General features: G+C 64.8%; 21 protein-coding genes. 15 read left to right on the top strand and 6 right to left on the bottom strand.

Annotated features, from left to right (window positions below):
• Positions 1-5: 5 nt before the first annotated feature.
• Positions 6-1,463 (bottom strand): membrane-bound lytic murein transglycosylase MltF, encoded by a 1,458-nt coding sequence (gene mltF, locus AC5PZ0_RS16265; protein WP_027595687.1) that lies wholly within the window; start codon positions 1,461-1,463, stop codon positions 6-8.
• 496 nt (positions 1,464-1,959) lie between these two features.
• On the opposite strand from mltF, the gene purL reads away from it, so the two are divergent.
• Together purL and AC5PZ0_RS16255 are read left to right on the top strand one after the other, a co-directional pair.
• The gene (gene purL, locus AC5PZ0_RS16260) at positions 1,960-5,859 is read left to right on the top strand and encodes a phosphoribosylformylglycinamidine synthase (protein ID WP_493855334.1); all 3,900 of its coding nucleotides are present in this window, start codon (positions 1,960-1,962) and stop codon (positions 5,857-5,859) included.
• Positions 5,860-5,862: 3 nt separating this feature from the next.
• Positions 5,863-6,174: a YqfO family protein gene (locus tag AC5PZ0_RS16255; protein ID WP_027595689.1), complete on the top strand. Its 312-nt coding sequence runs from the start codon at positions 5,863-5,865 to the stop codon at positions 6,172-6,174.
• 103 nt (positions 6,175-6,277) lie between these two features.
• Here AC5PZ0_RS16255 and tatC read toward each other — a convergent pair whose 3' ends face one another.
• Genes tatC through tatA form a run of 3 tightly spaced genes read right to left on the bottom strand, consistent with a single transcriptional unit; the run spans position 6,278 to position 7,559 of the window.
• A complete protein-coding gene (gene tatC / locus AC5PZ0_RS16250; RefSeq protein ID WP_027595690.1) occupies positions 6,278-7,039 on the bottom strand; it encodes a twin-arginine translocase subunit TatC in 762 nt (253 codons plus the stop codon).
• On the bottom strand, positions 7,036-7,326 hold the full coding sequence (tatB, locus tag AC5PZ0_RS16245; protein WP_186675777.1) for a Sec-independent protein translocase protein TatB: 291 nt from the start codon (positions 7,324-7,326) through the stop codon (positions 7,036-7,038). The genes tatC and tatB overlap by 4 nt, the downstream gene beginning before the upstream one ends.
• Positions 7,326-7,559, bottom strand: a complete 234-nt coding sequence (gene tatA / locus AC5PZ0_RS16240; protein ID WP_099428441.1) for a twin-arginine translocase TatA/TatE family subunit — start codon at positions 7,557-7,559, stop codon at positions 7,326-7,328. The genes tatB and tatA overlap by 1 nt, the downstream gene beginning before the upstream one ends.
• Before the next feature lie 147 nt (positions 7,560-7,706).
• Between tatA and gspK the strand changes: the two genes are divergently transcribed.
• Positions 7,707-8,672 (top strand): type II secretion system minor pseudopilin GspK, encoded by a 966-nt coding sequence (gene gspK / locus AC5PZ0_RS16235; RefSeq protein ID WP_265969755.1) that lies wholly within the window; start codon positions 7,707-7,709, stop codon positions 8,670-8,672.
• Between the two features lie 35 nt (positions 8,673-8,707).
• On the opposite strand, the gene AC5PZ0_RS16230 is transcribed toward gspK, so the two are convergent.
• Both AC5PZ0_RS16230 and AC5PZ0_RS16225 read right to left on the bottom strand, forming a co-directional pair.
• Positions 8,708-9,433 (bottom strand): RHS repeat-associated core domain-containing protein, encoded by a 726-nt coding sequence (locus AC5PZ0_RS16230; protein WP_493855333.1) that lies wholly within the window; start codon positions 9,431-9,433, stop codon positions 8,708-8,710.
• A gap of 350 nt (positions 9,434-9,783) precedes the next feature.
• Positions 9,784-11,862, bottom strand: a complete 2,079-nt coding sequence (locus AC5PZ0_RS16225) for a PhoX family protein (RefSeq protein WP_274884250.1) — start codon at positions 11,860-11,862, stop codon at positions 9,784-9,786.
• Positions 11,863-12,086: 224 nt separating this feature from the next.
• Here AC5PZ0_RS16225 and AC5PZ0_RS16220 point away from each other — a divergent pair, with 224 nt between their 5' ends.
• From AC5PZ0_RS16220 to gspN, 12 genes are all read left to right on the top strand, one after another.
• The gene (locus AC5PZ0_RS16220) at positions 12,087-13,727 is read left to right on the top strand and encodes a bifunctional UDP-sugar hydrolase/5'-nucleotidase (protein ID WP_493855332.1); all 1,641 of its coding nucleotides are present in this window, start codon (positions 12,087-12,089) and stop codon (positions 13,725-13,727) included.
• Positions 13,724-14,149: a pilus assembly protein PilZ gene (locus AC5PZ0_RS16215; RefSeq protein ID WP_186675786.1), complete on the top strand. Its 426-nt coding sequence runs from the start codon at positions 13,724-13,726 to the stop codon at positions 14,147-14,149. Before AC5PZ0_RS16220 ends, AC5PZ0_RS16215 begins: the two co-directional genes overlap by 4 nt.
• A gap of 3 nt (positions 14,150-14,152) precedes the next feature.
• Positions 14,153-15,928: a type II secretion system secretin GspD gene (gene gspD, locus AC5PZ0_RS16210; RefSeq protein ID WP_172960341.1), complete on the top strand. Its 1,776-nt coding sequence runs from the start codon at positions 14,153-14,155 to the stop codon at positions 15,926-15,928.
• Positions 15,928-17,376, top strand: a complete 1,449-nt coding sequence (locus AC5PZ0_RS16205) for a GspE/PulE family protein (RefSeq protein WP_493855385.1) — start codon at positions 15,928-15,930, stop codon at positions 17,374-17,376. Before gspD ends, AC5PZ0_RS16205 begins: the two co-directional genes overlap by 1 nt.
• A 3-nt stretch (positions 17,377-17,379) precedes the next feature.
• Entirely contained in the window at positions 17,380-18,582 is a 1,203-nt protein-coding gene (gspF, locus tag AC5PZ0_RS16200) for a type II secretion system inner membrane protein GspF (protein ID WP_099428446.1), read from the top strand.
• 17 nt (positions 18,583-18,599) lie between these two features.
• Positions 18,600-19,034, top strand: a complete 435-nt coding sequence (gene gspG / locus AC5PZ0_RS16195; protein ID WP_027595700.1) for a type II secretion system major pseudopilin GspG — start codon at positions 18,600-18,602, stop codon at positions 19,032-19,034.
• 99 nt (positions 19,035-19,133) lie between these two features.
• Entirely contained in the window at positions 19,134-19,601 is a 468-nt protein-coding gene (gene gspH / locus AC5PZ0_RS16190) for a type II secretion system minor pseudopilin GspH (protein ID WP_493855331.1), read from the top strand.
• On the top strand, positions 19,598-19,966 hold the full coding sequence (locus AC5PZ0_RS16185; protein ID WP_265969749.1) for a type II secretion system protein GspI: 369 nt from the start codon (positions 19,598-19,600) through the stop codon (positions 19,964-19,966). Before gspH ends, AC5PZ0_RS16185 begins: the two co-directional genes overlap by 4 nt.
• Complete coding sequence (locus AC5PZ0_RS16180) at positions 19,963-20,553, top strand: PulJ/GspJ family protein (RefSeq protein ID WP_258703685.1); 591 nt, start codon at positions 19,963-19,965, stop codon at positions 20,551-20,553. Before AC5PZ0_RS16185 ends, AC5PZ0_RS16180 begins: the two co-directional genes overlap by 4 nt.
• Complete coding sequence (gene gspL / locus AC5PZ0_RS16175) at positions 20,550-21,635, top strand: type II secretion system protein GspL (protein ID WP_493855330.1); 1,086 nt, start codon at positions 20,550-20,552, stop codon at positions 21,633-21,635. Before AC5PZ0_RS16180 ends, gspL begins: the two co-directional genes overlap by 4 nt.
• The gene (gene gspM, locus AC5PZ0_RS16170) at positions 21,632-22,018 is read left to right on the top strand and encodes a type II secretion system protein GspM (RefSeq protein WP_493855329.1); all 387 of its coding nucleotides are present in this window, start codon (positions 21,632-21,634) and stop codon (positions 22,016-22,018) included. The genes gspL and gspM overlap by 4 nt, the downstream gene beginning before the upstream one ends.
• Positions 22,015-22,674 carry a type II secretion system protein N gene (gspN, locus tag AC5PZ0_RS16165; RefSeq protein WP_493855328.1) on the top strand — a complete coding sequence of 220 codons (660 nt, stop codon included), beginning with the start codon at positions 22,015-22,017 and terminating at the stop codon, positions 22,672-22,674. The genes gspM and gspN overlap by 4 nt, the downstream gene beginning before the upstream one ends.
• Positions 22,675-22,719 lie beyond the last annotated feature (45 nt).

Raw genomic sequence — 22,719 nt, 5'->3', positions numbered from 1 at the left:
CAGATTTACATCGGCGGCGACTGCTCTGCCGGTTTGTCCTTATTTACCCCAGGCACATGCAAATTGCCCTCGGCCATCTGGCCTTCGAGCTGCGGCTGGGTCACCCAGGTCAGGATGTCGTAGTAACGGCGGATGTTGGCCACGAAGTGCACCGGCTCGCCGCCGCGGGCATAACCGTACTTGGTCTTGCTGTACCACTGCTTCTGCGCCAGGCGCGGTAGCATTTTCTTCACGTCCAGCCACTTGTTCGGGTTGAGCTTCTCGCGCTTGGCCAGGGTACGGGCGTCTTCCAGGTGCCCGCTGCCAACGTTGTAGGCAGCCAGGGCGAACCAGGTACGGTCGGGTTCCTGGATGCTGTCGTCAAGTTGCTCTTTGATCAGCATGAAATACTTGGCACCACCCTGGATGCTCTGTTTCGGGTCCAGGCGATTGGACACGCCCATGGCCTGCGCCGTGCGCTGGGTGAGCATCATCAGGCCGCGCACGCCCGTCTTGGAGGTGACTTCCGGCTGCCACATCGATTCCTGGTAGCCGATGGCCGCCAGCAGGCGCCAGTCCACCTGTTCGACCTTGGCGTAGCTCTTGAAGTGCTTCTCGTACTTGGGCAGCCGCTGCTGCAAATGCTGGGCGAAGGTATAGGCGCCGACGTAGCCGAGTACGTCGACATGGCCGTAATAGCGGTCTTTCAGGCGCTGCAGGGTGCCGTTCTTCTGGGCCTTGTCGAGAAACTCGTTGACCTCGTTGAGCAGGCTGTTGTCCTCGCCGGCCGCCACCGCCCAGCGCTGGTCGCGGGTGTCGCCCAGGTCGAAGGCGACCCGAACGTTGGGGAAGTACACCTGGTTCATCGCCAGTTCGTTGGAGTCGACCAGGGTCAGGTCGATCTGGCCTTCATCGACCATGCGCAGCAGGTCGACCACCTCGACGGCGTCGGATTCTTCGTATTCCAGGCCCGGATACTGCTTTTTCAGCTCAGCCAGCTGGTCGGCATGGCTGCTGCCCTTGAGCACCATGATCTTCTTGCCGACCAAGCCCTTGGCTTCGGTCGGGCGCGAGCGGCCGTTGCGGTAGATGACTTGAGGGGTGACTTCCAGGTACGGGTGGGAGAATTTCGCCTGGGTCTTGCGCCGTTCGCTGCTTACCAAGCCGGCGGCTGCCAGCACCGGGCCGGAGGGCTTGCCCAGCTCGTCGAACAGTTGATCGAGGTTATCGGCGGTCTCGATCTCCAGCTTTACGCCGAGATCATCGGCGAAATGCTTGACTAGTTCGTATTCGAAGCCGGTTTCGCCGTTACGGTCCTGGAAATACGTCGCCGGGCTGTTGCGGGTGATTACGCGCAGCACGCCATCCTCCTTCACGCGCTCGAGGGTGCTGGGTTTTTCAACACAGGCACCGAGCATCAGAAAGAGTCCGGTTGCGATGAGCCATCTGGCGCAGCGCTGGCGCAAAGCAGTGTGGGCGAACATAGCTTGCAGTATACGCAAAGGACAGGCGGCGCCATATCTCGACAACAGATAGCTTGTCTGGTAGCGGGTTCTGTGTTCAGGGTGTTTGCCGTTAGGGGTGTGCCGCCTGGCAGATCGAGCGCCGCCCGCGCGGCGCATCGCGAGCAACGCTCGCTCCTACGTTTGTTTTCGGCCAATAACGCCTGTGACAGGCGCGCGCGACCGCCTTGTTTGTTCGGCGCGATATCGAGTCATGCGCCAAGGGGCGCGCGCGCGTTTGCCTCAGGAATAATTGGTCCGAAACAAACGTAGGAGCGAGCGTTGCTCGCGATGCGCCGCGCGGGCGGCGCTCGATCTGCCAGGCGACACATCTCCAAAGCCGATCACCTCGAATTTCTGACCCGCAAGTCCGGTTCCACCGCCCGACAGGCGCGGCGTAGAGCAGGTGCCGAAAGCCGCGGAATTAGGCTAGAATGCACGGCCTCTAAGCACACCCCTTCCTGAGGCTGTCCCGACGATGTTGATCCTGCGCGGCGCTCCTGCCCTTTCTGCCTTTCGCCACGGTAAATTACTCGAGCAACTGAGCCAGAAAGTCCCCGCTGTTACTGGTTTGTATGCCGAATTCGCCCACTTCGCCGATGTCGACGGCGAGCTGACCGCCGACCAGCAGCAGGTGCTGGGCCGTCTGCTCAAGTACGGCCCGAGCGTGCCGGTACAGGAGCCGACCGGCCGCCTGTTCCTGGTCGTGCCGCGCCTGGGCACCATCTCGCCCTGGGCCAGCAAGGCCAGCGACATCGCCCACAACTGCGGCCTGCAGTCGATCCAGCGCCTTGAGCGCGGCATCGCCTACTACGTCGCCGGCAACCTGAGCGAAGCCGATGCACAGGCCGTCGCCGCCGAACTGCACGACCGCATGACCCAGCGCGTGCTGGCCCAGCTGGAGCAGGCATCCGACCTGTTCAGCCACGCCCAGCCCAAGCCGATGACCTCGGTCGACATCCTCGCCGGTGGCCGCGACGCCCTGGCCAAGGCCAACGTCGACCTGGGCCTGGCCCTGGCTGAAGACGAGATCGACTACCTGGTCGCCGCTTTCCAGAACCTTGCGCGCAACCCGAACGACATCGAACTGATGATGTTCGCCCAGGCCAACTCCGAGCACTGCCGTCACAAGATCTTCAACGCCAGTTGGGACATCGACGGCCAGGCTCAGGAAAAGAGCCTGTTCGGCATGATCAAGAACACCTACCAGATGCACAGCGAAGGCGTGCTGTCTGCTTACAAGGACAACGCCTCGGTGATCGTCGGCAACGTTGCCGGCCGTTTCTTCCCGAACCCTGAAACCCGCCAGTACGGCGCGGTGCAGGAGCCGGTGCACATCCTGATGAAAGTCGAGACGCACAACCACCCGACCGCCATCGCGCCGTTCTCCGGTGCTTCCACCGGCTCCGGCGGCGAAATTCGCGACGAAGGCGCCACCGGCCGTGGCGCCAAGCCTAAGGCTGGCCTGACCGGCTTTACCGTGTCCAACCTGCGCATCCCGGGCTTCGAACAGCCATGGGAGCAGGCGTACGGCAAGCCTGAGCGCATCGTCGACGCCCTCGACATCATGGTCGAAGGCCCACTGGGTGGCGCAGCGTTCAACAATGAATTCGGTCGCCCGGCCCTGACCGGCTACTTCCGTACCTTCGAGCAAGCCATCAACACCCCGCACGGCGAAGAAGTGCGCGGCTACCACAAGCCGATCATGCTCGCCGGCGGCATGGGCAACATCCGAGAAGACCACGTGCAGAAGGGCGAGATCACCGTCGGCGCCAAGCTGATCGTGCTCGGCGGCCCGGCCATGCTGATCGGCCTGGGTGGCGGTGCGGCTTCGTCGGTCGCCACCGGTGCCAGCTCTGCCGACCTGGACTTCGCTTCGGTACAGCGCGAAAACCCGGAAATGGAGCGCCGTTGCCAAGAGGTCATCGACCGCTGCTGGCAGCTGGGCGACAAGAACCCGATCGCCTTCATTCACGACGTTGGCGCCGGCGGTATCTCCAACGCCTTCCCTGAGCTGGTCAACGACGGTGGCCGCGGTGGCCGCTTCGAACTGCGCAATGTGCCCAACGATGAGCCGGGCATGGCCCCGCACGAAATCTGGAGCAACGAATCGCAGGAACGTTACGTGCTGGCCGTCAGCGCTGTCGACTTCGACCGCTTCCAGGCCATCTGTGAACGTGAGCGCTGCCCGTTCGCCGTTGTGGGTGAGGCGACTGAAGAACCGCACCTGACCGTGACCGACAGCCACTTCGACAACACCCCGGTGGACATGCCGCTGGACGTGCTGCTGGGCAAGCCGCCGCGCATGCACCGTTCGGTCACCCGTGAAGCCGAACTTGGCGATGAATTCGACCCAAGCACCCTGTCGCTGGCCGATTCAGTCGAGCGCGTGCTGCACCACCCTGCGGTGGCCAGCAAGAGCTTCTTGATCACCATCGGCGACCGCACCATCACCGGCCTGGTGGCCCGTGACCAAATGGTCGGCCCATGGCAGGTGCCGGTGGCCGACTGCGCCGTTACCGCCACCAGCTTCGACGTCTACACCGGTGAAGCCATGGCCATGGGTGAGCGCACCCCGCTGGCCCTGCTCGACGCCCCGGCGTCTGGCCGCATGGCCATCGGCGAAACCCTGACCAACCTCGCCGCCTCGCGGATCGAGAAGCTGTCCGACATCAAACTGTCGGCCAACTGGATGTCCGCCGCCGGCCACCCGGGTGAAGACGCCCGCCTGTACGACACCGTCAAGGCTGTCGGCATGGAGCTGTGCCCTGAGCTGGGTATCACCATTCCGGTCGGCAAAGACTCGATGTCGATGAAGACCAAGTGGAGCGAAGAGGGCGTCGAGAAGAGCGTGACCTCGCCGATGTCGCTGATCATCACCGGCTTCGCCCCGGTCACCGACATCCGCAAGACCCTGACCCCGCAACTGCGCATGGACAAGGGCGAAACCGACCTGATCCTGATCGACCTGGGCCGCGGCAAGAACCGCATGGGCGCCTCAATCCTGGCGCAGACCCACGGCAAGTTGGCCAATGCCGCACCGGACGTCGACGATGCCGAAGACCTCAAGGCCTTCTTCGCCGTGATCCAGGGCCTCAACGCCGACGGCCACCTGCTGGCCTACCACGACCGTTCCGATGGTGGCCTGATGACCACCGTGCTGGAAATGGCCTTCGCCGGCCACTGCGGCTTCGACCTGGAGCTGGACACCCTGACCAGCAAAGCGGAAAAAGTCGCCGCCATCCTCTTCAACGAAGAGCTGGGTGCGGTCATCCAGGTTCGCCAGGATGCCACCCCAGACGTACTGGCCCAGTTCAGCGCCGCTGGCTTGGGTGAAGACTGCGTCGCGGTGATCGGCCGGCCGACCAACAACAGCGAAGTGGTCGTGCGCCTGAACAGTGAAGAACTGTTCATGGGCGACCGTCGCCTGCTGCAACGCCAGTGGGCCGAGACCAGCTACCAGGTTCAGCGCCTGCGTGACAACGCCGAATGCGCCGACCAGGAATTCGACGCGCTGCTCGAAGAAGACAACCCGGGCCTGTCGGTCAAGCTGGGCTACGACGTCAACGACGACATCGCTGCCCCGTACATCAAGAAAGGCGTGCGCCCGCAAGTGGCGATCCTGCGTGAGCAGGGCGTCAACGGCCAGGTCGAGATGGCTGCCGCCTTCGACCGCGCCGGCTTCGCCGCCATTGACGTGCACATGAGCGACATCCTGGCTGGTCGTGTCGACTTCGAAGCCTTCAAAGGCCTGGTTGCTTGCGGCGGCTTCTCGTACGGTGACGTGCTGGGTGCCGGTGAGGGCTGGGCCAAGTCGGCGCTGTTCAACGCCCGTGCCCGCGATGCCTTCCAGGCCTTCTTCGAGCGCACCGACAGCTTCGCCCTTGGCGTGTGCAACGGTTGCCAGATGATGTCCAACCTGCACGAGCTGATCCCGGGCACCGAGTTCTGGCCGCACTTCGTGCGTAACCGTTCCGAGCAGTTCGAAGCCCGTGTGGCCATGGTCGAGGTGCAGAAGTCCAACTCGATCTTCCTGCAGGGCATGGCCGGTTCGCGCATGCCGATCGCCATCGCCCACGGCGAAGGCCATGCCGAGTTCGCCAACGAAGCGGCACTGCTGGAAGCCGACGTGTCCGGTTGCGTGGCCCTGCGCTACGTCGACAACCACGGCAAGGTCACCGAAACCTACCCGGCCAACCCGAACGGCTCGCCGCGTGGTATCACCGGCCTCACCAGCCGTGACGGCCGCGTGACCATCATGATGCCGCACCCGGAGCGTATGTTCCGCGCTGTGCAGAACTCCTGGCGCCCGGATGAGTGGCAGGAAGATGCTGCGCTGATGCGTATGTTCCGCAACGCGCGCGTCTGGGTGAACTAAGGCGTGTACAAGCTCGCCTTCTTCGTCCCGGCCAGCCATGTCGAGGTGGTCAAGGCTGCCGTATTCGCCGCCGGTGGCGGGCGAATCGGTGACTATGACCACTGCGCCTGGCAAACCCTGGGCCAAGGCCAGTTTCGCCCGTTGGACGGCAGCCAGCCGTTTCTCGGGCAAACCGGCCAGGTCGAGGTGGTCGAGGAATGGAAGGTAGAGCTGGTGGTGGCTGACGACCTGATCGCTCAGGTCGTTGCCGCGCTCAAGCAGAGCCACCCGTACGAGACGCCAGCCTATGAAGTCTGGCCACTGGCCGACTTCTAGAGCGCATCAAGGCTTTTCGCGGGCAAGCCCGCTTGTACAGGGATATCACCGGTACTGAAGCTTGTGATATCCCTGTGGGAGCGGGCTTGCCCGCGAAGAGGCCCTATAATCCCGCCACAACTTCATTGCCAGGCTCAGGCCGTTTCAACCCGCTACACGCCAACAACCCCACCTCGAACAGCACCCACATCGGCACCGCCAGCATCGTCTGCGAAAACACGTCCGGCGGCGTCAGAATCATCCCCACCACAAAGCACCCGACGATCACGTAGGGCCGGCTACGGCGCAGTGTCGCCACATCCGCCAACCCCACCCAGACCACGATGAACGTCGCCACCGGGATCTCGAACGCCAGCCCGAATGCCAGGAACAGCGCCATGATGAAGTCCAGGTACTGGCTGATGTCGGTCATCATCGCCACCCCATCGGGCGTGACGCTGGCGAAAAAGCCGAACATCATCGGGAACACCAGAAAGAACGCGAACGCCATGCCGGCATAGAACAGCAGAATGCTCGACACCAGCAGCGGCAGGGCAATGCGCCGTTCCCGGCGGTACAGCCCCGGCGCCAGAAACCCCCAGGCCTGGTGCAACAACAGCGGCATGGCGACGAACAGCGCGCACATCGCGGTCAGCTTGAAGGGTGTCAGAAACGGTGAAGTGACACTGGTCGCGATCATGCTGGCGCCCTCTGGCAGGAAGCGGCGCAGTGGCTCCGAGATCAGTGTGTAGAGCGTCTGGGCGAAGGGGAACAGGCCGGCGAACACCAGCGCGACCAGCCCCAGGCAACGCACCAGGCGCTTGCGCAGTTCGCGCAGGTGCTCGGTCAGCGGCATGCCTGCCGCAGGGTCCATGGCAAGGCTCATGAGGCATTCTCCCTGGGTGCAGCGACGGTTGCCGGGTCATTGGCCGGTGGTGCGGCAAGGCTGATGCCCTGGCGCATTTCCTGTTCCAGGCGCTGCAGGGGCGCGCTGTCGAAGTTGGGCAACTCGATCTCGCGCTCCATCTGTGCGCGCAGGCCCTGCATGGCCCTGCGCGCCTGGCCGAGGCCGCGCCCAAGCGTGCGTGCCGCAACGGGCAGCCGCTCGGGGCCCAGCACCAGCAGTGCGACGATGCCGACCAGCAGCAATTCGCTGAAGCCTACCTCGAACATCAGGCCTGACGGTCCGCTTGCGGCTGGGGCGTTGCCTGGCCGGTCAACGGCGCCTGTTGCTGCACCTGGGCGGTGCCGGGCGGGGTGACGTCGTTGTCACCGCCCATGGACTTGCGAAACCCCTGGATCGCCTCGCCAACATCGCTGCCCAGGCCCTTGAGGCGCTTGGTGCCAAACAGCAGGAATACGATCATCAGTACGATCACCAGTTGCCAGATTCCAATGCCACCCATTGCGACTACTCCTGTAAGGCCATGAAAAGGAAGGGTAATCCTGCCTCGTGCAGATGACGTGAACATGACGGAACGCACCCTTGCCATCTACCTGCAACAACCGGCGTGTTGACTGGCGCTTTTACTGGCCATGAGAGGCGGGTGCAGATGGGTGGTAAACGACAGCACGGCGCGGCCCTGCTGATGGTGATGCTGGTGTTGGCGATGCTCGCCGCCGGTATGGCCTGGCTGGTGGAAGATGGCCGGCGCCAGGTTGATGAAGTGCGCTTGTTGCACCAGCGGGTGCAGGTCAGGGCCATGGAACAGGCCGGCCTGGCCTATGCCGAGCAGGCGCTGCGCGACCCGGCCTGGCGGCTGAGCCCGTTGTTCTGGCAGGCCTTGCGCGGGCAACCGCTGAACTACGATTTTGGCGCAGGCCAGGCGCAACTGCGGGTGCGCGACCAGCACACGTGCTTCAACGTCAACGCATTGCTCGGTGCCGACGGTGAGCGGGCCGAGCGCCAGTTGCGCCGCCTGCTGGGCGACGACATGGCGGCAGAACGCCTGGTCGATGCCCTGGCCGATTGGCTGGACAATGACAGCGATACTCGCCTGCAAGGGGCTGAAAGTGCCCAATACCTGCGCCAGCAACCCGCGCGCCTGGCGGCCAACCAACCGATGCTCGACACCAGCGAGCTGAACTTGCTGCTGGAGCCAGATGCCACGCGCCAGGGCCGCTACCCAATGCTGTGCGCTTTGCCGCAAACCACTGGCTGGCGTTTGAACGCCAATGCCTTGGGCCTGGAGCATCTGCCCATGCTCGAAGCGTTATACGAGGGGCGCTACCCACGCGCGCTGCTCAGCCGCATCATCAGTGGCCGGCCGGCGTCGGGGTATGTGGATGCCGCTGCGCTGCGCAAGGCGTTGGGGGCGGTGGATGACGAGACGTTCGAACGGTTGAGCGAAGGGTTGCTGCTGAACAGTGGGCATTTTCTGTTGCAACTGTCGTTCGAAGAAGAGGGGCGGGTGATGCGCAGCGCGTTTCAGGTGGAGGCGCTGGGGGTGGTGCAGTGGCATGCACGGGTGCCGGCGCAGCAGGTGCGGGTGCGTAGTCGGGAGCCGATGATTTGGTAAGCGGAACATCCTTGAAAAGATGGTTTAAAATCTTATCACTCACCTCTGGCAATCCTCATTGCTCCCAAGGGGTCAGGCGTGCTGGCTAAGTCAATTGTCACCACAGAGCGTGGGCCCGCCCATATAGCAGAAATTTGACTTCCCGCAAAAGCATGGAGGCCGATACCAGCGAGCACTGTTATGCTCGCAACAGTTACTGGGGGCCACTTGGCGATAACGTTAATGCCCCAATGATAAGTGGCGTGCACATCTATAATTTTGCGGTCAACAGTCTCTGTCATATGTCTAAAACCAGAGATGCGGTTTGCTAAGGCGTCATATAAGTTCGGGTGCACCATATTTATTACCGTTTTAGAGATTGGAGGCGTGGGGCCGGCACCATCGATATCGTCTAGTAAAGGCCTTACAGTTGGTGATGCTCCAGGCGCGGGGTAAATATTTTGCAGAAACCAGTTCCCTGCACGACGTATCAAGTGCCAGATTCGTCCGTTGGGATCCAGCCTATTGACAGGGTCATTTTGGCAGTATGCATAGCTATTAACGCCGCCTTTACCGAAAGGTGATAACGAGTCAGATTGGCCGAACCGCATCACCCTTGGATTGAACCAACGATGACCATGGCCCAGTGGGTAACATCCCGACATTGCATTAAATCGTTGCCCGGTAAAGCCTAGTGGTGTGTTGAAACTGTCTGGGGCAGGAAAACCGTAAACAGTGAAGCGCTGTTGATGAGGCCCGTCGGTGGTCCCCAGCACAGTCATGAGTTGATCAACCCTGTAAAGCGAGGTGCTAGCGCCTGGCGTGCACTGTGCCACGACGCCTGCCTCACTGGCAAAGTAGCGCGTTGTGCAGGGGCCTGTCTCGGTCGAGAGTGCGCCGTTCTGATAAAACAGTTTATGAGTACGTGACAGAGGGCCGTGAGAAAGCATGATGAACCTGCCATGAAGTATGGGATGTCCGAAGATTCGGGCATTTCCCTCTCTCGGTCTACTGACAGAATTACCAGGTGTTGGGTCCAGACGCTTTTTGGCCTGCGCAGGTAACTCGAAACGGAATAAGCATCCACCGAGTTACCTGCCTGGCTCAACTGAGTCTACGGAAAGCCTTTCGATCAGACCGTCCCGATCTCCCCGCCATCATCACGCTGAATCACCACCGTCGAAGCCCGCGGCCTTACCGTAGCCCCAGCCGGGGTCGCATCGGTCGCCTTGTCGGTATACGGCCAATTCTCCGGGTGCTGGATGTTGACGAACATCGACTTGTTGTCCGGGCTGAAGGCAATGCCCGTCACCTCGCAACCGTTCGGCCCGACAAAGAAGCGCCGCAAGTCCACCTGGTTCTGCGCGTTGACCGGCACCTGCTTGCCCGTGGCATCTACCAGGTCAGTGGGGATTACCGCCAGCAGCTGGTCATTGGTGTAGTCGGTCAGCGTGGTTTCACCGTTGTCGGTCTCGAACCACAACACGCCACGGCTATCGAAGCTCATGCCGTCAGGGCTGGCGAACTGGTTCAGTTCGGTCAGGCCAGAGCGGTTGATGTCGGCGGTCCCGGCGGCATTGGCGCCAAACACGAAGATGTCCCAGGTGAAGCTCAACTGGTCGTCGCTGTCGTGCCAGCGAATGATGTGGCCGTGGCGGTTCGGGCCACGCGGGTTGGCCGCGTCGACTTTCTCTGGCGTACGCGCGCTGTTGTTGGTCAGGGTCAGGTAGACATCGCCATTGAGCGGGTTGACCGTGGTCCATTCTGGGCGGTCCATCGGGGTCGCGCCCACGGCATCGCCAGCACCCCGGGTGTTGAGGATGATGCCCGGCAGGTCACCGTACAGCGCGCCAAGGGTGCTGCCGGCGGTGGTGGGGGTGGCGACGTCGAGCAACAGCCACACGCCGGTGCCGTCGGCATTGAAGCGGGCCACATAGAGCTTGCCTTGGTCCATGTACTTGGCACCGGTGGCCAGGCGGTCGGCCGGGCTGGCGTCAGCGGCGTCCCACACGGCTGTGGAGACGAACTTGTACAGGTACTCGTTGTTCGAGTCGTCGCCCATGTACCAGACCAGCGGCTTGCCGGCCACCGGCAGGCCTGGGCAGCACCCTTCGTGGCGGAAGCGGCCCAGCGCGGTGCGCTTGGTGGCCAGGGTGGCGTTGTTGTACGGGTCGATCTCGACGATGTAGCCATAGGTGCTGGCTTCGTTGCGGTAGTCGTCGGTGGCGCTGGCGCCTTTGACCGTTACGTCGAAACGGGCGAATTCGTCATTCACCTCGGTGCTGTCACCGGCGGCGCTTTCCCATTTGTACTGGCCGCTGGAGGTGCCTACGCCGATACGGCGCTGGTCTTCAGGGCGTGTGCCTTTGTTGACGAAGATGCCCGGCCAGTTCTCTTCGCAGGTCAGGTAGGTGCCCCACGGGGTGTAGCCGTTGCCGCAGTTGTTGTTGGTGCCGCGGCAGTGGGTGCCGCCCGTGGAGTACTTGGTCTTGACGTGGTCGGTGCCGCGCAGCGGGCCGGTGATCTCCATGCGCGAGGCGGTGGTGAAGCGGCGGTTCAGCGGGTCGTTGTCGACCACCTGCCAGCGCCCGCTGACTTTCTGCAGGCGTACCACGCCGGCGCCGTGGGCGTTGATCTCTTTGCGGATTTCTTCGGCCGGGCGCTTGCCGTTGACGTCAGTGGTCGGGCCGGCCGGGTGCAGGGCTGCCGCGTCGATGTATTCGAAGTTGATGGCCAGCAAGCCGTCTTCGGAGCTGCCATTGATCGGGAAGAAGTGCATGCCGTCATGGTGCATGCCCATGGCATTGGCCTGGTCGGTGGAGGTGTTGCTGCCATCGGACTTCCACGGGTTGCCATTGCTGTTCAGCGGTGTGCCCCACGGCGCCAGCACATAGGCGCTGTAGCCTGCCGCGACGACACAGGCATCGGTGCGCGAGCCTGGGATGGACTGGAAGCCCAGTGCCAGTTTCGGGACTTCCGGTTCGGTTACCGGTGGCTCGGTCACCGGTGGTTCGGTGACAGGATCATCGTGATCGGAACCGCCATCACCGTCGAAGCAGCCTGTCAGGCCGGTCCCGGCGATCATGGCGATGGCGGCGCCCAGGCTGCCGCGCATGATGCTGCGGCGGCTCAGGTAGGCGTCCATGACGCTGGCCATCGGCAGATTGCCGCTGTGGTTCCGGTCCAGGTTGTCGCCGGTATCTCGACTCATCAGGGTGTCCTTATGTTGGCTGAGTTAGAGGAAACCGCGACTTTAGAGCGCAAGTATGATGATTCCTTGGCAGAAATATGAACGCGCGCTTAAAACTACTCGTTCTTACGTTTGGCCCTGACAGATCAATTCGGAATTGCTGTCTGATTTCTGCCATCAAACTGTCATGCGAACGCCGCAACATCCGGAGCCCAACGTGAACTTGGTTAAGGATGGCGGGCTCGATGGTAAGCAGTGTGAACAGGCGCGAAGTGATCAGCTGGATGGGCGTCGGTGCCTTGGCACCCTTGCTCGGCGCCTGTTCCGCCTTGCCAGGCCAACGTGGTGGCAATGCCAACCTGGATTTGCTGTATGTCGCCGACACCCTCGATGCCCGCCAGCCTGGCTTGGCCGTTGTCCCGGCAACGCGCCTGGGGCCGGTCAGCCACCTGGGGCGTGCGCCGTGGATGACCGGTGCCAGTGCCAGCATCGCCTTCCCGCACTTGGCCCCCTTGCTGGATGCCAGCCAGGCCGCGCACGCCAACCTCGGTGGTTACGCCGTGCTGGCCGCATTGCTGGAGCAGTTGCGTGGCGAGGCCGGGGCGGGCAACAGCCTGACCCTGGAAAACGGCCAAGGCTGGAACGGCAGCGGCCTGGCCTACCTGACCCAGGGTGAAAGCGGCGTGCAGGGCAGCCAATTGCTGGGCAGCGACGCACGCGTCAGCAGTGACGAGCGTGTGCTCTGGCCGCAGCGCAGCACGGCGCTTTACCGGCAGGCTGCTGCCATTACGCTGGGCGCGGGGCTGGCCGACGAACAACGTGAAACCCTGGGGCTTGAAGCACTGCACCTGTTCGAGCGGGGCGGTGCGCGGATTGCCGTGGTCGGCGTGACCGACCCTTACGCCCAAGACCAGAAAGCCTCCCTCAAACAGTGGTACCAGTCTTTGCTGCCGGTATTCGAGCAGGCCCGGCGCGAAGCCGACCTGGTCGTGGCCATGGCCGATGTCGGCACCGGGCCGGGGCTGTGGCTGGCTGAACGGCTGCCGGCAATCGACGTGTTGCTCTGTGCGCGTGGCCAGGACCTGTGGCCGACGCCCGTGCAGGCCACCCAGGCCAACGGCCGCCGCGTACCGGTGCTGTTTGCCGGGTGCCGGGGCAGCGGGGCGTTTCGCCTGCGTTGCCAACAGGTGGCCGGGCAATGGCAGTTCGAGGGGCGTTTCTTCCCAGCGTTCGAACAGCAGCTTTCCCCGGCTGCGCAGGTGCGCGCCCGGCAATTTCAGGCACAGCTGAACCAACAGCGCGCCGGCCACGCGGCGTGGCTCGACCAACCACTGGCCAAGGCACCCCAGGCCTTGTGGCGGCGTGACACCCGCGGCGGCAGCTGGGACCGCCTGCTGCACCAGGCCCTGGCCGATGACAACAATTTGCCTGTGCTGCTGCCGGGCCTGCGTTATGACTGCCCATTGGCCGCAGGTGCAGCGATCACCCGCGAGCACCTGATCAGCCTGACCGGCGGCTACCCGGCCCCGGTGGTCGAGGCCCCGGCCCGGCAGGTGGAGCAAGTGCTGGAAAATGCCGCCGAACAGCTGTTCGGCGACCCGCTGCTGCTGGACAACAGCCAAGACCTGCCGCGCTGGCAGGGCCAGGCCTGGGGTGTCAGCTACAGCCCGCAAGGCAAGCGCATCACCGGCCTGGAACCGGTCCAGGGGCTGTGCCGCACCTTTGGCCTGCAGTTCGCGTCGCAGGCCGGCGAGCCACTTTGGCAGCGGGTAGAAGCCTGGCTGACGAGGCAAGGCGCCGACTGGCAACTGGCGCCGCTGCAGGTGCCCGAGGTGCGCTATGTGCAGGGGCACCCGGGCTGGCATCCACGGCAGTTGGCTTCGTGAGCCTTGGCGCGCGGCTGCTCACCGGTGGCTGCCTGACGTTGGCCGGTTGGCTGGCGGCGCAGTGCGTGCTGCAACTGGGCCGCCAGCCACAACCGGCCAGCCCCGCCCAGGCGGCTGCAGCCCAGTTGCCTGGGTTGATGGTCGGCCATTGGCAGGCGCCGGTCGATGACGGCGCGATCGTCATTACCCGTTTGCCACTGCACTACCTGGGTGGCCTCAAGGCCCAGCCGTTGTCGGCCAGCGTGGTGGTGCTGCGCTACGGCCAGCAGGTGCGCACGTTGGCCCGCGGCCAGCGCCTGGCGCCAGGGATCGTGCTACAGGACATCGACACCGATGGCCTGATTTTCAACAACCAGGGGCGGCGCGAACGCCTGCCCTGGCCGCCACGCCCCGCCGTGACCGGCTTCAAGCGGCAAGGATGAACGATGCCTGTTAAATACTGCGTGGCGGCTGCGCTGAGCCTGGCCCTGGCCGTGGCCTTACCCCAGGCCAGTGCCGAGGAGCCGGTGTTCGATGACAACGGCACGCCGATGTACGAAGTGAACTTCGTCGACACCGAACTGGGCGAGTTCATCGACAGCGTGTCGCGCATCACCGGCACCACGTTCATCGTCGACCCCCGGGTAAAGGGCAAGGTCACCGTGCGCACCGTCGACCTGCACGACGCCGATGCCATCTATGACATCTTCCTGGCGCAGCTGCGCGCCCAGGGTTACGCCACCGTCGACCTGCCCAATGGCAGCGTGAAGATCGTCCCCGACCAGGCGGCGCGCCTGGAACCGGTGCCGGTGGAGCCTGCCGGGCAGCAGGGCGCGGGCAGCGACAGCGTGGCCACGCGGGTATTCGATCTACGCAACGCGGCCACCGAGCAAGTGGTTGGCATCCTCAAACCCCTGGTCGACCCACGGGTAGGGGTGATCACCCCGTACCCGGCCGCGCACCAGTTGGTGGTTACCGACTGGCGCAGCAACCTCGAACGCATCGCCAGCCTGCTGCGCCAGCTCGACCGCCCCAGCGAAGCAGTGGGCAGCGCCAGCACCCAAGTCATGTACCTGCGCCACGCCAATGCCAGTGAAGTGGTGAAGGTATTGCGCGGGCTCAGCCAGGAAGGCATGGCACCGGCGCAAAGCACAGGCGAAGGGGAGAGCAAAGAGCCGCCGGTGACGGCTGCCGCCAGTAGCTCGGGCATCCGCCTGGAGTACGAAGAGGGCACCAATGCCGTGGTCATGGTCGGCCCCGACAGCGAACTGGCCGCCTACCGCGCCATCGTCGAGCAACTGGACATCCGCCGCGCCCAGGTGGTGGTCGAGGCGATCATCGCCGAGGTCTCCGACAGCAGTGCGCAAGAGCTGGGCGTGCAGTGGTTGTTCGCTGACGAGAAGTTCGGTGCCGGTATCGTCAACTTCGGCAGCAATGGGGTGAACATCGCCAACATTGCGGGGGCTGCGGCCAGCGAAGACAGTGAGGCACTGGGCAAACTGCTGTCGGCCACCACGGGTGCCACGGCGGGCATCGGCCATTTTGGGGGCGGTTTCAACTTTGCCATGCTGGTCAATGCGCTCAAGGGCAAGAGCGGTTTCAACCTGCTCTCCACCCCGACCCTGCTTACCCTGGACAATGCCGAGGCGTCGATCCTGGTCGGCCAGGAAGTGCCCTTCGTCACCGGCTCCGTGACACAGAACAACGCCAACCCTTACCAAACCATCGAGCGCAAGGAAGTCGGGGTCAAGCTGCGGATCAAGCCGCAGATCAACGTCGACAACAGCGTGCGCCTGGACATCGTCCAGGAGGTCTCGTCGATTGCCGATTCCAGCGCCGCCAGCGATGTGATCACCAACAAGCGCGAGATCAAGACCAAGGTCATGGTCGAAGACAACGGCCTGGTGATTCTGGGGGGGCTGATCAGCGACGAGTTGAGCACCAGCAACCAGCGGGTGCCGCTGCTCGGGGACATTCCTTACCTGGGCCGCCTGTTCCGCTCCGACGCCAGCAAGAACACCAAGCAGAACTTGATGGTCTTCATCCGCCCGCGCATCCTGCGCGACGGGCCGAGCCTGGCCGGGCTCAGCGAGAACAAGTACCGCACCTTGCAGCAGACCACCCCGCTTCAGCTGCCAAACCTTGCGGGCGCAGAAGGTGGTACGCCACTGCTGCAGGTGTTCCCCGCCAGCCGAGCGCGCCTGGAAGGGGGTGACTGGTGATGCTGCCCTATCGCCTGGCACGCCAGACCGGCCTGGCCATGACCCCGACCGACAGCGGCTGGCAATTGTGGCTGCGCCGCGACGCCGACAGTGACCAGTTGCAGGAGCTGCTGCGTGCGCATGGTCAGCCCAGCGCGCTGGCCTACCTGGAGCCTGCGGCATTCGACGAGCAATTGGGCCAGTTTTATCAGGGCGGCGATGCGGCCACCGAAGCGCTGATCGAAGGCATTGGCGACCAGGTAGACCTCGACAGCCTGATGAGCGAGATGCCGCGCATCGAAGACTTGCTCGAAAGCGATGACGAGGCGCCGGTCATCCGCCTGATCAATGGCCTGTTCGGCCAGGCCTTGCGCCTGCGTGCCTCGGACATTCATATCGAGACCTTCGAGCAGAGCCTGGTGGTGCGCCTGCGGGTCGACGGCCACCTGCGCGAGGTGCTGCGCCCGCCGCGTGCGCTGTCGGCGATGCTGGTGTCGCGGATCAAAGTCATGGCGCGGCTGGACATCGCCGAGAAACGCCAGCCCCAGGACGGCCGCATCACCTTACGTGCGGCGGGGCGTGAGGTCGATGTGCGGGTGTCGACCTTGCCCGGCATCCACGGCGAGCGCGTGGTGATGCGTGTGCTCGACAAGCAGGCCAGCCTGCTGGCGCTGGACAACCTGGGCATGCCGGCAGCGGTGCTCGATGGCCTGCGCAGTTGCCTGGCGCGGCCCAATGGCATCGTGCTGTCCACTGGCCCGACCGGCTCGGGCAAGACCACCACGCTGTACGCCAGCCTCAACAGCCTCAACGATGGCAGCCGCAACATCCTCACCGTCGAAGACCCGGTGGAGTACGCCATCGCCGGTATCGGCCAGACCGCGATCAACCCCCGCGCCGGGCTGACATTCGCCACGGGCCTGCGGGCCATCCTGCGCCAGGACCCGGATGTGATCATGCTGGGTGAGATCCGCGACCAGGAAACCGCGCAGATAGCCGTGCAGGCCAGCCTCACCGGCCACTTGGTGCTGTCGACCCTGCACACCAACAGTGCGGTGGGCGCGGTGACCCGCTTGCGTGACATGGGCATCGAACCGTTCCTGATTGCCTCGTGCCTGCGCGGTGTGTTGGCCCAGCGCCTGGTGCGGCGGCTGTGCCAGTGCGCGGTGGCGCAGCCGCTGCAAGCGGCCGAGCGTGACCTGTGGCCTGAACTGTGTGCATTGGGCAGCAGTTACCACGCAGTGGGGTGTGAGCTGTGCCAGGGCAGCGGTTATGTCGGGCGCCTGGGCCTGTACGAATTCATCGAACTGGACGCCGGCCTGATCGCGCTGCTGTACGACGGCGCCAGTGAGCAAGCCATGCAGGACTACTTGGCCGATCGTCGACGCAGCCTGGTGGCCATGGCCAGTGATTGCCTGGCGCGGGGCGAAACCAGCCTGGCCGAAGTGCTGCGCGCGGTGCAGGGCTGAGCCATGCCGACTTATCGTTATCAAGCCGTCGACCTGGCCGGCAAAGCCCACAAGGCCAGCCTGCAGGCCGACAGCGAGCGCCATGCACGGCAACTGTTGCGTGAGCAGGGCCTGTTCGCCCGCCAGTTGCACCGTCATGAGGCAGGTACCCGGCAACCCCGCCGCCAGCGCTTGAGCCGTGCACAGTTGTGCGAATTGACCCGCCAGTTGGCGACGTTGACTGGCGCGGGCATACCCTTGGTCGATGCCTTGGCCACACTCGAACGGCAATTACGCCAGCCGGCCTTGCACAGCGTGCTGGTGGCCTTGCGCGGCTCGCTCGCCGAGGGCCTGGGGCTGGCGCGTAGCCTGGCCCGCCAGGGGGCGCCGTTCAGTGGCCTGTACTGTGCGCTGGTCGAGGCCGGTGAGCGCTCCGGGCGGCTGGCCCAGGTGCTCACGCGCCTGGCCGATCACCTGGAGCAGGTGCAACGGCAACAGCACAAAGCGCGTACTGCCTTGATCTACCCCTGTGTGCTGATGGGCGTGTCGCTGGCGGTGGTGGTCGGCCTGATGACTTTCGTAGTGCCCAAGCTCACCGAACAGTTTGCCCACGCCGGGCAGAGCCTGCCGTTGATTACCGCCGTGCTGATCGGCCTGAGCCAAGGGCTGGTGCACGCCGGGCCGTGGCTGCTGGGGTTGGCGCTGGCAGGGGCGCTGCTCGCCAACTGGCTGCTGCGCAAGCCGCATTGGTGCCTGCGCCGAGACGCATGGCTGTTGCGCCTGCCACGTATCGGCAGCCTGCTGCAGGTGCTGGAAAGCGCACGCCTGGCGCGCAGCCTGGCGATTCTCAGCGGCAGTGGCGTAGCCCTGCTCGAAGCGTTGCAGGTGGCCACCGAGACGGTCGCCAACCGGCGCATTCGCCAGGCCATGGAACAGGTGCGCCAGCAGGTGCAAGGCGGCACCAGCCTGCACCGTGCGCTGGATGCCTGCCAACAGTTTCCGCCGTTGCTGGTGAACATGGTCGGCAGCGGCGAGGCCAGCGGCACGTTGGCTGACATGCTCGAACGCGTCGCCGACGACCAGGAACGCGGCTTCGCCCGCCAAGTGGACACCGCCATGGCGCTTTTCGAACCCCTGATGATCCTGGTGATGGGCGCCGTGGTGCTGTTCATCGTGCTGGCGGTGCTGCTGCCGATCATGCAACTCAACCAGGGCCTGCAACTGTGAACACAAGGAGTACTTCCATGCAGCATCGTCGTAACCGTCAGCGTGGTTTCACCCTCATGGAGATCATGGTGGTGATCTTCATCATCGGCCTGCTGATCGCCGTGGTCGCTCCCAGCGTGCTGGGCAACCAAGACAAAGCCATGCGGCAGAAGGTGATGGCCGACCTTGCCACCCTCGAACAGGCACTGGACATGTATCGGCTGGATAACCTGCGGTTCCCGAGCAATGAACAAGGCCTGGCTGCGCTGGTGAAAAAACCGGCCCAGGAGCCGCTGCCGCGTTCGTGGCGCAGCGATGGTTATGTGCGCCGCTTGCCGGAAGATCCGTGGGGTACTCCTTACCAGTACCGCATGCCGGGTGAGCATGGCCGGGTGGATGTCTATTCGCTGGGCGCCGATGGTGTGCCGGGCGGCGAAGGCCAGGATGCCGACCTGGGTAACTGGGCGCTGTAAAGCATGTTAGATAAGCCTGATGTGGCCCTTCGCGGGCAAGCCCGCTCCTACAGGATACATACAGGCCTGAAGACCTGTGCCGAACCTGTGGGAGCGGGCTTGCCCGCGAAGGGCCGCATAGCGGTCCGATTAGCCCATCAACAAGGCTTCAGCCTCATCGAACTGCTGGTGGTACTGGCCATCGCTGGCCTGATGACGGGGCTCGCCGTGGCGTCGCTCGACAGCGGCAAGGCCAGCGTCGATCAGGCCTTGCAGCGGCTGGCTGCACAAGTTCACGTGCAGGCCGCCGAGGCACGGCATGCCGGCCAGTTACGCGGGCTGCGCTGGACCGGCCAGCGCCCGGAGTTCGTGCGGCGTGAACGCGATGGCTGGGTCGTCGAACCGGTCAGCCTGGGCGAGTGGCCCAAGGGCTTGCAGCCCGACTGGCCAGCCAGCCCGCAGCCGCGCCTTCTGTTCACCCCGCAAGGTTGGGCGCAGCCGGGTTCGGTGCGCTGGCGCTGGGCCGAGGGCAGCCAGCAATGGGCCTGGAGCCGAGACGGCCGCCTGCAGACGGCGGCGCTGCCATGAAGCGCCAACAGCGTGGTTTTACCCTGCTGGAAGTGACCGTGGCCCTGGCGATTGCCGCCGTATTGGCGGTCATCACCAGCCAGGTCCTGCGCCAGCGCCTGGCGGTGCAGGACAACTTGCAACAGCACCGCCTTGGCCTGCTCTGCGCCCGCGAACTGCAAGCCCGTTTCACCGTCGAGCAGTACTGGCCGGCCCACAATCAGGTGGATGGGCAGCTGAGCCAAGGCGGCCAGGTGTGCCATTGGCAGCTGAAACTGCGCCGCACCGGCGTGCGTGACCTGCGCAGGGGTGAACTGCTGCTGTTCGGCGACCGCGACCAGCGGCTGCCGCTTGGCCAATACAGTGTGTTTCTGGAGCGCCCATGAAGCGGCAGCAGGCAGGCCTGACCCTGATCGAACTGATGGTGGCCCTGGCCCTCACCGCGCTGCTCGGCGTCATGCTGGCAGCGTTGGTCAATGGCTGGCTGAAGGTGCGTGAGCGGTTGCAGGTGAGCAGCCAGGAGGCGTCGGTGCTGGACTTCTGCCTGGCCCTGGAACGGCGCTTCGACAGCCCGGTCCTGCGCCGGGTGTATGACCAGCGATTGCCCTTGCCCAGCCGTTGGTTCGACTGGCAAGCGGCGAGCGGCCAACTGCTGTGGGTGGCGGCGACAGGCCTTCCCGAAGCCGAAGGCGGGTCGCGTCTGCAGCGCCAGCGTCTGCGCTTCGAGGCGCGTGAGCAACGCCTGCTGCTGGAAACCTCGGCGGACCTGTATGCCGCCTCGGCGCCGCGCTGGGTGCTGCGTGAACAGCTAGGGCGGGTGAGCGCGATGAACATCCTTTACCACCAGGGTGGCCGCTGGCTGCCCTGGCCTTCCGATCAACCCGCGCACCCCGGCCGTGGCGTGCGCCTGGAATTGCAACGTGATGGAGCACCGTATGCCTGCACCTTCGTCCTTCCCTGGGGGCGCTCATGAACCTTGACTGGCGTCGACGCTCACCGGCTCGACCTTGGCTGTTGGTGCGTCCTGGCAACCCTTGGGACTGGTTACTGGTCGAGGGCGGTGTCGCGCTACGCCAGGGGCAGGGCGAACCGCCGGCGAACCTGCAGGCACGGGTGGCGTTGATCGTGCCGGCCGAGCACTGTAGCCATTTCCAGTTGCCCGCACCGCCAGGGCTCAAGCGTGAAGAATGGCCATTGCTGCTTGAAGACCGCTTGCTGCAAAGCGCGGATGAGGTGGTGTGCGGGTATTTGGGGCGCGAGGCCGGGCAAGTTCGGTTACTGGCGGTGGCGCGCGAGCGCCTGGACGATTGGCGCGGGCAATGCGCCGAGTGGGGGCTGATGGCCGAGCGTTGCTGGGCCGAATTCCAGTTGCTGCCGGCACCCGAGGCGGGGGCCGCCTGGTGGTGGCGCAAGCAAGACGGGGTCAGCCTGCTCAAGGGGCTGAGCGAAGACGCTGGCGAGCATTGGTTGGCCTGGCCTGAAGCCATGGGCGAGGTGCTGGTCGAACCCTGGCCGCAATTACGCAGGCTACCTCTGGAAGGCCAGTGGCCTACAGCATTGGCAGCGCTGGACAGCTTGCCTGGCCTGTTCGAGCAGCGGCGGCGTCGCACGTTGGCGGGGCCGACGCGGCAGCAGTGCCAGCTCATGGCTGCCTGCCTGCTGTTGGCGTGCACCTGGGGCGGCGTGTGGGCGGCCCAGCAATGGCGCCAGGCCCAGCTCTGGAAAGCCCAGGTGGTTGCTGTGACGGGTGAGCAGGCGGGCCCCAGGCAGGCTGCTCAGGCGCTCAAGCGCCTGCGTGAGGCCGGCTTGCAGCAGCAAGTGCGCCTGCGTCAGCTCGACGATTTACAAGGGCGCTTGCACGCCTGGCTGAGTGAGCATCCCGGCTGGCGCCTGCAAGCGGTGCACTTTGATGGCCAGCGCTGGCATGTGCGGCTGGAGGGTGAGGGCGCCACACCGCCTTGGCGCGAGATGGCCAGTGCGGTGGGCGCTCAGGTGCAGGTCAGTGGCGGCGAGTCGTCGCCAACCGTGGTGTTCGACTTGGAGGTGGCGGCATGAGCACGGCGTGGATGCAGCGTCACCGTTTGCCGCTGGCCGTGTGCCTCATCGCGCTGCTGTCGAGCGTGCTGCTGCTACGTGAAGGCGTGGCGCAATTGCGCGCGCTGAGCCAATGGCAGGCGCTGGCGCAAATGGCAGTAGGTTTGCAGGGCGGTACGACGCTGAACCTGGAGCGTCTGCGCCAGTCGGCTCAGGCGCGGCAGATCGAATTACTGGAGGTGGTCACGCAGGGCGAGGCCTGGCACCTGCGCGGTCAGGTGGGCGATGAGCAGGCCTTGCTGGGTTGGGTACGTGCGCTGCAGGCCGAAGGCGCACAGCCCTTGCAGTGGGGGCTGGAGCAAGACACCCAGGGTATGCGCTTCGACCTGGTACTTCGGCCATGAGCCGGGGCGCAGTGGCGTGGTTGCTGCTGGTGTTCAGTGTGACCTTACTGGTGCAGTTGCCCGCCAGCGGGCTGGTGCGTGGCTTCGGGGTACCGGCCGCGGGTGTGAGCGGCAGCCTGTGGCAGGGGCAGGCGCAGCAGATCGGCCCGTTCGGGCCGTTGCAATGGGCCTTACAGCCTTGGCGTTTGCAAGGGCAGGGTGCGCTGGGGTTTCAGGGACAGGCGTGGCACGTGCAGGTCCACGGTTGGCCCTGGCGCTGGGAGGGGGAAGTGCGCCCGGCCGCGGCACAGGTGACGGTACCGGCGGCGTATCGCCTGGCCGGGCAGTGGCAGGGTTCGCTGCGTGTACAGGGTGCGTGGCGGCAATGCCTGGCCAGCGAAGGGCGCCTCACGGTTACGGACTTGGCGCTGAGTGAGCCCTGGTCGCTGGGGTTGGGGCAGGGCCGGGTCGAGGTGCAGTGCCGCGGGGGTTGGCACCTGTTGGGGCAGTTGCTGCAGCCAGGGCAGCATCAGCTCGACGTGGATGCCGATGTGCGGGGGCGACAGGCCCAGATCGCCATCGCGCTGCAACCCGATGCTGCCCTGACCCCGCTGCTGCGCGGCGCGCAGTGGCTGGGGCCGGAGGCAACGACAGGGCAGCGGCGCGTCCGTTGGTAACCACCCGAATCTGCGGCCAAGCGCCCCCCCCTGTAGGAGCAGCCT

The organism is Pseudomonas sp. 5.2 (assembly GCF_059025405.1).
This window is presented reverse-complemented; position numbering and strand designations above follow the sequence as displayed.

What these genes read in the sequence shown, in the direction of transcription:
- gspG (WP_027595700.1), top strand. Translation starts at nt 18,600, where the DNA reads ATGCAGCATCGTCGTAACCGTCAGCGTGGTTTCACCCTCATGGAGATC.
- gspL (WP_493855330.1), top strand. Translation starts at nt 20,550, where the DNA reads ATGAACCTTGACTGGCGTCGACGCTCACCGGCTCGACCTTGGCTGTTG.
- AC5PZ0_RS16205 (WP_493855385.1), top strand. Translation starts at nt 15,928, where the DNA reads ATGCTGCCCTATCGCCTGGCACGCCAGACCGGCCTGGCCATGACCCCG.
- gspD (WP_172960341.1), top strand. Translation starts at nt 14,153, where the DNA reads ATGCCTGTTAAATACTGCGTGGCGGCTGCGCTGAGCCTGGCCCTGGCC.
- tatB (WP_186675777.1), bottom strand. Translation starts at nt 7,326, where the DNA reads ATGTTCGAGGTAGGCTTCAGCGAATTGCTGCTGGTCGGCATCGTCGCA.
- tatA (WP_099428441.1), bottom strand. Translation starts at nt 7,559, where the DNA reads ATGGGTGGCATTGGAATCTGGCAACTGGTGATCGTACTGATGATCGTA.
- gspM (WP_493855329.1), top strand. Translation starts at nt 21,632, where the DNA reads ATGAGCACGGCGTGGATGCAGCGTCACCGTTTGCCGCTGGCCGTGTGC.
- gspN (WP_493855328.1), top strand. Translation starts at nt 22,015, where the DNA reads ATGAGCCGGGGCGCAGTGGCGTGGTTGCTGCTGGTGTTCAGTGTGACC.
- AC5PZ0_RS16185 (WP_265969749.1), top strand. Translation starts at nt 19,598, where the DNA reads ATGAAGCGCCAACAGCGTGGTTTTACCCTGCTGGAAGTGACCGTGGCC.
- AC5PZ0_RS16180 (WP_258703685.1), top strand. Translation starts at nt 19,963, where the DNA reads ATGAAGCGGCAGCAGGCAGGCCTGACCCTGATCGAACTGATGGTGGCC.
- purL (WP_493855334.1), top strand. Translation starts at nt 1,960, where the DNA reads ATGTTGATCCTGCGCGGCGCTCCTGCCCTTTCTGCCTTTCGCCACGGT.
- AC5PZ0_RS16220 (WP_493855332.1), top strand. Translation starts at nt 12,087, where the DNA reads ATGGTAAGCAGTGTGAACAGGCGCGAAGTGATCAGCTGGATGGGCGTC.
- tatC (WP_027595690.1), bottom strand. Translation starts at nt 7,039, where the DNA reads ATGAGCCTTGCCATGGACCCTGCGGCAGGCATGCCGCTGACCGAGCAC.
- AC5PZ0_RS16230 (WP_493855333.1), bottom strand. Translation starts at nt 9,433, where the DNA reads ATGACTGTGCTGGGGACCACCGACGGGCCTCATCAACAGCGCTTCACT.
- gspK (WP_265969755.1), top strand. Translation starts at nt 7,707, where the DNA reads ATGGGTGGTAAACGACAGCACGGCGCGGCCCTGCTGATGGTGATGCTG.
- gspF (WP_099428446.1), top strand. Translation starts at nt 17,380, where the DNA reads ATGCCGACTTATCGTTATCAAGCCGTCGACCTGGCCGGCAAAGCCCAC.
- mltF (WP_027595687.1), bottom strand. Translation starts at nt 1,463, where the DNA reads ATGTTCGCCCACACTGCTTTGCGCCAGCGCTGCGCCAGATGGCTCATC.
- AC5PZ0_RS16225 (WP_274884250.1), bottom strand. Translation starts at nt 11,862, where the DNA reads ATGAGTCGAGATACCGGCGACAACCTGGACCGGAACCACAGCGGCAAT.